Origin of the sequence: Microcoleus sp. Pol11C2 (genome assembly GCF_036701505.1) — a bacterium.
Lineage (GTDB): Bacteria > Cyanobacteriota > Cyanobacteriia > Cyanobacteriales > Microcoleaceae > Microcoleus.
In genome coordinates this window covers 80151-87000 of record NZ_JAUBQX010000028.1, presented here as the reverse complement: position 1 = coordinate 87000, position 6850 = coordinate 80151, and the positions used below count along the sequence as shown (strand labels likewise).

Sequence of the window (6850 nt, the reverse complement as noted above, 5' to 3'; positions counted from 1 at the left end):
TCGGGGGGAGTCGGGGGGAGTCGGGGAGGGGGAGATTTCGGGGATGTCGATCGCCCTTCCTTCCAATATTTGTTGGCGTGCGGTTTGCAAGTTTTGGGCGATCGCCCAACCCTCGGATTGCAACCGTTGTAGAGTCAAGTCGGGAGAGTCTATCAAAGCGCTGAGGGCTGCGGCGATTTTCCCAAAATCCGGCAATAGCAGCATTCCAGCCAAACCGGAGAGTTGGTAGTAAACCTGGTTGAGGGCGGTGACGCTTTTTGCCAAATCTCCCTCGGAAGCTTGGGAAAGCTCGGTTTCTAGGCGATTGAAGAGTGCCGGCACTTGGTGTTCAAAAATCAGTTTCAGAGTGTCGGGGGCGGGCGATTGGCTGGCTGCGGGGACTGGCGGCTGTTCTGACTTGCCGTACTTGGCCTGGAACTGGGCGAAAATTTGGGCGATCGCCTCCAAGTTTTCCGTTTGATCCGGAGTTGTGACATCGGAGTGTTGAACTGATTCGATCGTAATCTTTTTGAGAGCATCCACCCCCTGCAGCAAAACACTCACAGTAGTCGGTTCCAGAGCCGACAAGTCTGTGCGATCGCGCAAAATGACAAAACAGTCCTCCAGCGTGTGAGCCGCCGCCGATACGTTTTGAAAGCCCAACATCGAACCCGCACCTTTAATCGAGTGAGCCGCCCGAAACATTTCTTTAACTGCCACTTGTCGCTCTTTCAAACCCGCAGCTTCCATCGCCAGCAGATTCGTCTCCATTGACTGGAGAAACTCTTCGCATTCTGCGGTAAAAGCATCTATTAATTCGTTTAAATCGTCATCATTCATATTAGTCTGTTGTCTGTTGACTGTTAACTGTTGGCAGTTTTTTATATATGATGTCGTTATTTAACTGTAATTGTTGTCGGGGGGGTTCACGATTATCTATAACTTCGCATTAAGGATATTTGTCAACCCGCCCCGACAACAACGAGAGTTATTAGTGATTCGTATAACAGTCAACTGTCAACTGTCAACTGTCAACTGAACTAACTGCGGAAATTCGCCACAGACTTTTGCAATTGGCCCAAAGAACCAGACAGCTCGTCCAAAGATGCTTTGACATCCGCACCTTTTTGTGCAGTCGTATTCGCTATCTCGTTGACTTGCTGCATACTGTTAGCAATTCCCTCAGCCGAAACAGTTTGCTTGGCAGATGCGCTAGTAATATTCTGTACCAAAGCATTCATTTCTCGACTAACTTCGATGATGGCATTGAGGTGAGTTTTAGCTTCGCTTGCCAGCTTAGTGCCTTCCACTACCTCCAGCGTCCCGGATTCCATTGCCTTCATGACCCGGCTGATTTCTTCTTGAATTGTACCGACAATTTCGGAGATTTCCTCCGTAGCGCCGGCGGATCTTTCTGCTAATTTCCGCACTTCTTCGGCAACAACTGCAAAGCCTAAACCTTGTTCGCCGGCTCGCGCCGCCTCAATAGTAGCATTCAGAGCTAATAAATTAGTTTGCGAAGCAAGTTGAGAAATCGAAGTCACAATTTTGCCAATTTGCTGCGAAGATTCGCCCAAACGCTTCATCATTTTCGAGGTAGAGGCGATCGTCAACCGGAGCCCGTTAATGCCTTCGACAGCTCGATCGACCGCCATACCGCCGACTTCAGCCGTTTGAGAAGACTGCTGGGCCACTGTTTCTGCCCGCACCGAAACATCTCGCACGTCGCGGATCGAATTCACAATCCGCTCGATTTCGCGCATGATGGCAGATATTTTTGCTGCTTGAATTTCCGCCTGTTGGGTGAGTTGACTGGTATTGTTAATTGACTCGTCGGTGGCAGATGTTACCTGTTCGGCTAAAGTTTGAATTCCCGTTACCACTTTCCGCAGAGAACCGATTAAGAAGTTGAAAGAGTCGGCGACAGCACCTAAAACATCGTTAGTCACTTCCGCCCTGACTGTCAAGTCGCCTTGAGCCGCGCCTTTAATTTCTCCCAACAATTTAAGGACTTGCTGCGTCAGAGAATCAGCTTCAGCTTTACGTTCTGCTGCCAATTTTTCTAGTCGTTCTTCTGCTTCTTTGCGCTCGGTGATGTCAAAGCGAATGGCGATATATTTGACTATTGTGCCGCTGGTATCAAAAATGGGGGATATCGTCGAATATACCCAGTAAAACGAGCCATTTTTGCGTCGGTTTTTGATTTCCCCTTGCCATACCAAACCGCGAGAAATTGTCACCCACATTTCTTCAAAAAATGATTTGGGATGGTAGCCAGAATTGACGAGGCGGTGGTTGCGGTGCAGGAGTTCTCCTATGGTGTAACCGGAGATTTCAATGAATCTGTCGTTGACGTAGGTAATCATGCCTTGGACATCAGTTTCGCTGACGATCGCAGATTCGTCTAGAGCATTTTGCCGAGTTTTGAGTTCTTGCAGCAAGCGTTCCTGTGCCTGGGCCAACTGCTGCATCTGCTGCTGGGATGCTCTTTGTTCGGTGACGTTGCGGCAAACGACTACGCCGCCTTTAAGCGCCCCCGTTTCGTCTTTGAGCGGCCGGCCGTTAACTTTCACCCACAGACCGTCAGGCTTGCCTGCGTGGCGAGTGAAAACGTCTGCGTCGTCAAAGGCTTCTCCTCGAACCGTGCGCGCTAAAGGTATTTCGGCTGGGGGAAAGGGAGTTACGGTATCGGGCAAGAATAAACCGTATCTTGCCGACCACTCGTCGGGAACAGTATCTGTCGAACCCGTGCCAAAGATATCTTGGGCGGCGGGGTTGAACAACACAAAATTGTTATTTTCGTCGGCAGCAATTATGCCGTCGCCAATGCTATTTATTAGCAGTTGCAAGAGATTGGTTTGCTGCCGAAATTGCTCTTCGGAATGGGCTAATTGGGCTGTTGTTTTTTCCAGTTGCACCATCGCCTGTTTGGTGTCGCTAACGTCGCGAGCGACTGCATACATGAGCTTTAGTTCGGTTACAGGTCGCACTTTCCACGACAGCCACTTGTAGGAACCGTCTTTGCAGCGGTAGCGATTTTCATAAGACTTTAATTCGGCGCCACTGGCTACTTTTTCCGATTGTTCTATGGTTGATTTGCGATCGTCTGGATGGACTAAATCGATATATTCTTGGCCTTCGAGTTCAAGCGGCGGGTAGCCGAGCGTGTCTTCCCAAGCGGGATTGACGCGATTGAATTTGCCTTCAAAATCTATAATACAAACCAAGTCTAGGGAAAGGGTAAAAAATCGATCGCGCTCTACTTCTGCTTTTTTGCGATCGGAAATTTCGATCGCCACACCGCCGATACCCATCGGTTTGCCGTCCTCTCCGGCCAAAGGAAAGTAAGAAGCCAGCCAATCTCGGATAACGCCCGGTTGGTTGAGAGTTGTTCCCGACACCTCAACGTTTAAAAATGGTTTGTTGGTGGCGAGAACCTGCTGCAATATCGGCTCTAGGGTATCAACCATTTCGGGTATAACTTCCCTTACAGTCTTCCCGAGGTGTTCGGCAACTGATGGGCCGGTAGTTTGCGCGAATTTCTCGTTGACTTGCACGTAGCGCAACTGGTCGTCAAAGATAAACATGCAGGCCGGGGCGGCTGCAAAAAATGCGTCAAAGCGGGATTCACGCAAAACTAATTCTCGTTCTAGGGCTTTGCGATCGCTGATGTCGCGAGCTTCTGGAATCAGCAGCACGACTTTGCCACTATCGTCTACGATCGGCTTGAGCGAGAAGTCCACTGTCATCACAGCACCCCCAGCAACGAGCACGTCGGCTTCGTAGCGGACTACCTCGCCGGCGGCAGCTTTTGCGAGCGCAGCTTGCACTTTTTGCTTGGCTTCTGGGGAAATTTCCCACCACAAATTATCTACAAACTGTGTGCCTAGGAAGTCTTCGCGCTCCAGTCCGGCGACGGCGAGAGCTGTTTGGTTGACTTCCAAAACGGTTCCGTCTGGTTTGAGCAGCCCTATTAATTGGAACGATTGGTCAAAAATGGCTCGGAACAGTCTTTCGCGATCGCGCAGCATCTCTTCTGCGCGTTTGCGATCGCTGATGTCGCGAGTAACTGTTGCCAACCCAATAGGCTCGCCGGTTTCTGGGTTTTTGACGGTAAATATGGTGAAGTCAACCGGAAGGTTTTCGCCGGTTTGAAAGTTCCTCAAGCGGAATTCACCCTGCCAAAAACCGTCTCGCACAGTAGGCGGCAGGATTTCTTCTTGGAAAAACTTAACATCTTCTGCACAGAAGAACTCATAAACACTTTTATTTTTGACTTCTTCAAGATTTGGCAATCCTACTAATTTCATTCCAGCGGGATTCAGGTATGTTGCCTCTCCCTCCATCGTTGCCGTGCCGATAAAATCCGAGCTGCTTTCTACGATCGAAATCAATCTTTCCTTTTCGATTTCGGCTTGCTTGCGCTCCGTGATATCGTTGTTAGTTTCTAAAATTGCTTTGGGTTTTCCCTGTTCGTCTCGCTGCAAATTCCAGCGGCTGAACACGGTAATTTTGGTGTTAGAATTGGTGGTGTGAATTATTTCTCCTTCCCAATAATCCTGCTCTTCTAACTGTGCCGAGATAGCTGCTAAAGGCTGGGAAAAAATGCTGTGCAATAGAGTATGGGTGAGTTTCCCCAAGGCTTCTTTTTTTGTCCAGCCATACATCCGTTCGGCTCCCTGACTCCAATAATTAATCGTGCCGTCAATATCCCGAACGATCAAGGCGTCGCTGGCGAGGTCGAGCATTTGCAAGTTCTGCTGCAAGGCTTCTTCTGTGCGCTTGCTTTCTGTAATGTTGCGGGCGATAGTTGACAGAAATTCAATTTCTCCCTTCTCGGATTTGTGAGCAATAATTACTTGAGAAACTGGTATTTCTTTGCCGTCTAAAGTTCGCCACATCGCCTCGCCGCTCCACGCCCCCTCCCGGCAAGCTGCGGGGATGCCGACGTTGATAAGAGTGTCGATACTTTTGGGCGATGTCAGGTCGGAAATGCTGAATCCAGCTAAATCTGCGTGCTCGCCAACTCTTAACATTTCTCTGGCTGCGCGGTTGAGATAAATGGTGCGCTGTTGGGAGTCGGCGATGCCTACCCAGTCTGTTGTGGTTTCTAAAATTGCTTTGAACCGCAATAGTTCTTGTTCCGATTTGCGGCGCTGTGTGATGTCGCGTGCCAAGCCGAGCATTCCTAAAATGTTGCCTTCTGCGTCTTTGAGGGGCAATTTCAGGGTGTCAAAGCTGTGTACTTTGCCGTCGGCTAAGGTGGCGGAGTCGTTGGAGTTCGGGGCGAGATGGTTATCTGCCCGGAAGTTTTGGATTTGGTTCTGGGAGTCGGTTTGGGCATGGAAGCTGCCAAAGATTCGATCGACCGATATGCCTATTTCTGCGTCGTCTTTGCCGATAATTTCTGCTTGAGTTTTGCCCAAGGCGGTGGCGAAACCTGCATTGACTAGGGTATAGCGCGAGTTTCTATCTTTGACAAATATGCAGTCTGGCGTAGCGTCAATGACTGTCCGCAGCAAGTTTTGGGAGCTTTCTGCTTCTGCGAGTGTGTGCCGCAGTTGTTCTTCCATTTGCACGCGCTGGGTGATATCTCTAATCGCGCAAACGAGAAATTGTCTGGCGTCGGCATCTACAAAGGTAGATTTTTTTGCGGACACAAAGCGGGTGTTTCCTGCTGGGTCTGTGATAGTTTTTTGGATTTCGGTGCTGGTATTTGTCAAGAAAACTAATTCGTCTTTTTCTCGATATGTCTTTGCTTCCTCTTTGGGCAAAAACTGGTAGTAGGATTTGCCAATTAGTTCTTCTCTGCTATGACCTATGTATTGACAAAAGGCATCATTTAATATGATCCAACGGTGCTGTTGGTCTTTGACATAAATCGGGTCGGGGATGCTGTTGAGGATGTTGTTTAAGAATTGTTCTGAGGCTTTCAATTGCTCTTGGGCTGCGGTGCGATCGCGAATTTCCTGTTCCATTTGTGCGTTAGTTTGCAGGAGCTGCTCGGTTCTTTCATTCACTCGCTGCTCTAGTTCAGCAGTTAGCTGCTGCAATGCGGCTTCTGTCTGTTTGCGCTTGGTAATGTCGCGGCCTTCGGCGAGGATTTGAAATACTTCTCCTGTGGCATTTAACAGCGGCTTAAACGACATATCCATTACTGTCACATCGTTGTTGTGTCCGGTGATTTCGTATTCTTCTCGGACTAAATTGCCGATCGAGACTTGTTTAATGTTCGTTTTTAGGCGCTGCTGGTTGGCTGGAGATGATGCCCAACAAGGTGTCAGCCAAAATTTTATCCCCAGCACTTCTGATGCTTGCAAATCGTGCAATTTTAGCGCTGCCTGATTTGCTTCGATCAGAGTACCGTCTGGCTCCAATAATGCAAACATTTGAAAAGCTTGGTCGAAGATTGCGTGAAATCGCTGGTTAGTTTCGCTCAGTGCTTGTTCTGTTTCTTTTTTAGAGCTAAGGATTTGCTTGGAACCTACTAAGAATCCGTAGCGGTTGGACAAACTCAAAAAAACGAGCGCCGCCATTACAGTTATCCAATCCCACACTGTTTGTGCCACCGGAGAGTGCGGCAGCCCTAGGTATTCGGCGGCGTGGCCGCTGTGGCCCAAAGCGCAGCTCCAAAATATGGCTGCTGTGGCTGTGGCGAAGATGTCGAACCCGAATTGACGGTTTCGCCACAAACCTAAGCTGATTATCCAGGCTATGGCAAAATAACACACACAAATGATGCAATTAGCAGCTCCAGCTAGCACCGATTGGGACAAGTCAGGCAACGTCAGGGTTAAAGTCGTTGCGATCAAGGTATAGAGAATTTTGATCATAAAATTAAGGATGGGCAAATCGGATGCGGGCGCTCGTT

General features: G+C 49.0%; 2 protein-coding genes. Both read right to left on the bottom strand.

What is annotated here, in order from left to right; translation table 11 throughout:
- Positions 1–819 (bottom strand): Hpt domain-containing protein (locus QUA42_RS17160; protein WP_333138499.1); only part of this gene is annotated, 819 nt, incomplete at its 3' end.
- Between the two features lie 200 nt (positions 820–1019).
- Complete coding sequence (locus QUA42_RS17155; protein WP_333138497.1) at positions 1020–6812, bottom strand: PAS domain S-box protein; 5793 nt, start codon at positions 6810–6812, stop codon at positions 1020–1022.
- Positions 6813–6850: the final 38 nt, after the last annotated feature.

Excerpts from the sequence above, each read along its gene's own strand:
- QUA42_RS17155 (WP_333138497.1), bottom strand. The coding sequence starts at position 6,812 with ATGATCAAAATTCTCTATACCTTGATCGCAACGACTTTAACCCTGACG.